Raw genomic sequence first — 2,530 nt, forward strand, 5'->3', positions numbered from 1 at the left:
GTAAGCATCCGGTAAGTACCGTCTTGACGAGCGGATCGCTATTCTAGTCGAGGCTACAGCTTCACATTCCAAGGCAGCAATTCGTCGATCCGGTTCACCGGATGGTCTGCAATGACCGAGAGGACGTGAGTGAGATACGCCTCGGGATTGATGTCGTTCAGCTTCGCTGTCCCTAGCAGGCTGTACATAGTGGCTGCGCGTTCGCCGCCAGCATCGGAGCCCAGGAACAGGTAGTTCTTGCGGCCCAGCGCCACGCCGCGCAAGGCTCGTTCTGCCGCATTGTTGTCGATCTCGATGCGGCCGTCTTTGAGGTAGCGCGTGAGGGCCTGCCATTGATTCATGGCATAGCCTATAGCCTCCGCAGTGATCGATTTGCGTGAGATCTTGGGTAGCTGCTCTATCAGCCAGGCGTGTAGCGCCTTGACCAGCGGAGTGGCTTTTTCCTGGCGTACTGCTTTGCGCTCATCCGGCGGTTTGCCGCGTATATCTGCCTCGATTTGGTAAAGCGCTTTAATCTGTTCGAGAACATGTGTGGTAATGGGGGTTGGCCGCTGCGCATGCATGTCGTAGAACTTGCGTCTGGCGTGAGCCCAGCATCCAGCCTCGATGACCCGCCCGGTTTCATAGACAGCGTTGTAGCCGGCATAGGCATCGGCTTGGAGGATGCCGACGTAGTCTTTCAGGTGCGTTTGCGGATGGATGCCTTTGCGATCCGGCGAGTAGCGGTACCAGACTGCCGGCGGGGTGGTATCGCCACTGGAACGATCATCGCGCGCATACACCCAGAGGCGAGCCTGGCGCGTTTTCCCATTGCCGGGAGCGAGCACCGCAATCGGGGTGTCGTCCGTGTGCAGCTTTGTTGCACTGAAGATATGGCGCTGCAAGGCATCGACCAACGGTCGCACCAGTTTGTGCACACCGCCCACCCAGTCGCCCAAGGTGCTCTCGCTAAGCTCAACGCCTTCACGCGCATGGATCTGAGCCTGACGATACAGCGGTTGATGATCGAGGTATTTGGAGATCATGACGCGGCTCAGCAGCCCAGGACCGGCGTAGCTGCGAGCTATGGGGCGACTGACTGCGGGTGCCTGCTCCATCCGTTCGCAACATGTACAGCTCATACGCGGGCGTACATGACGGGTCACCCGGAAGCTGGCCGGCACGTATTCCAGTACTTCGCTGACATCTTCTCCCAAGCGCTGCCAGGCTCCGCCACAGTCGGGGCAACTGTGATCATGCGGCAAGTGCTCTTGGGTATCGCGAGTTAGATGTTCTGGCAAGGGCCGGCGATTGGGTGCAGATCGAGCTGGCTTAGCAGGCGCCGTGGCCTCGGCCTGCTGCGTGCGTTCACCCTGATTGATATGCAGCTCTTCCAGTTCCAGTTGCAACTGTTCTATTTGCTGTATCAATTTTTCGGACTTGCGACCGAACAGCATTCGCCGCAATTTATCGATCAACAGGGTCAGTCGCTGGATCTGCTGTAGATCATCGTTCTTTTCCTCGCGCAGCAGATCGCGCTCTGCTGTCAGCGCGGCCACTTCAACCAGTTGCGCCGACAGCAGAGCCTTTAAATCAGCGATGTTGTCGGGGAGTTGGGTGGGCTTTAGCATGCGCGATATTCTACTAAACAGCACGCATTTTATCTATCAGTAATTGCCGTTAAAGCCAGTCTGAATGGGGCTTTCAGCGCTTTATTGGCAGTCAGACGTGAGTCGGATTTTGGGTTCTTTTTGGTCGCCGCCAATCGATGCCTTCCAACAGCATTGACAGTTGCGCGGGCGTCAAATGAACGGCTCCCCTCTCCGCGCCAGGCCACACGAACCGACCCTCTTCCAGGCGCTTGGCCAACAGACACATGCCATCGCCACTCCACCACAGCACCTTGATTCGGTCGCCCTTGCGGCCCCGGAAGACGAAGACATGGCCGCTGAACGGATCTTCATCCAGCGTGCTTTGCACCGTCGCGGCGAGGCCATCGAAACCACGGCGCATGTCGGTAACTCCGGCTGCCAGCCACACACGGGTTCCTGGGGGCAAACCGATCATGACAACGCCTCAACCAAATCACGCAACAGGTCGGCGGTGACCTCGCCGTTAAGCACCATCGACCCTTTGCGTAAGCGCAGCTCCAGCGATGAGATAGGGAGCACGGCAGCAGCATCGGAGCGGTTCGACGATGGAGCTGGTGACGTGGTCGACACCGTTACCGGCAGCAGCGTAAGCCCGGACGCAGCGGGCTTTGCGGGCTCACCAAGCAAGCCTTGCTGATAATCGCGGCGCCATTTCCCCAGTAGATTAGGATGGATGTCGTGAGTGCGTGCGAGTTGCGCCAAGGTTGTCGAGGAGTCGGAATTCAGCAACTCCTGGACCAGCCTACGTTTGTGGTCCCGGCTATATCTCCGGCGTGGAAGGCTCCGGTATGTCCGGGTTGATTCGTTTAGGTTTGTCATAGGTTCCCACCAAAAATACGTGGGAACCTATTGTTCGGATTACCGTTTCAGATGCTAGACGGTACTGACCGGATGCTTAC

The 2,530-nt window shown here is 57.9% G+C and carries 3 protein-coding genes; all 3 read right to left on the reverse strand.

Going from position 1 to position 2,530, the window contains the following annotated elements:
* Positions 1 to 53: 53 nt before the first annotated feature.
* The 3 genes from tnpC to tnpA all read right to left on the reverse strand — a co-directional run bounded on the left by tnpC (position 54) and on the right by tnpA (position 2,450).
* Positions 54 to 1,610 (reverse strand): IS66 family transposase, encoded by a 1,557-nt coding sequence (gene tnpC, locus K787_RS0119120; protein WP_022964418.1) that lies wholly within the window; start codon positions 1,608 to 1,610, stop codon positions 54 to 56.
* Positions 1,611 to 1,701: 91 nt separating this feature from the next.
* On the reverse strand, positions 1,702 to 2,046 hold the full coding sequence (gene tnpB, locus K787_RS0119125) for an IS66 family insertion sequence element accessory protein TnpB (protein ID WP_022964419.1): 345 nt from the start codon (positions 2,044 to 2,046) through the stop codon (positions 1,702 to 1,704).
* Positions 2,043 to 2,450 (reverse strand): IS66-like element accessory protein TnpA, encoded by a 408-nt coding sequence (gene tnpA / locus K787_RS23815; RefSeq protein WP_084672200.1) that lies wholly within the window; start codon positions 2,448 to 2,450, stop codon positions 2,043 to 2,045. The genes tnpB and tnpA overlap by 4 nt, the downstream gene beginning before the upstream one ends.
* Positions 2,451 to 2,530: the final 80 nt, after the last annotated feature.

The sequence above is a fragment of the Halopseudomonas pelagia CL-AP6 genome (genome assembly GCF_000410875.1).
GTDB classification, from domain to species: Bacteria; Pseudomonadota; Gammaproteobacteria; order Pseudomonadales; family Pseudomonadaceae; genus Halopseudomonas; species Halopseudomonas pelagia.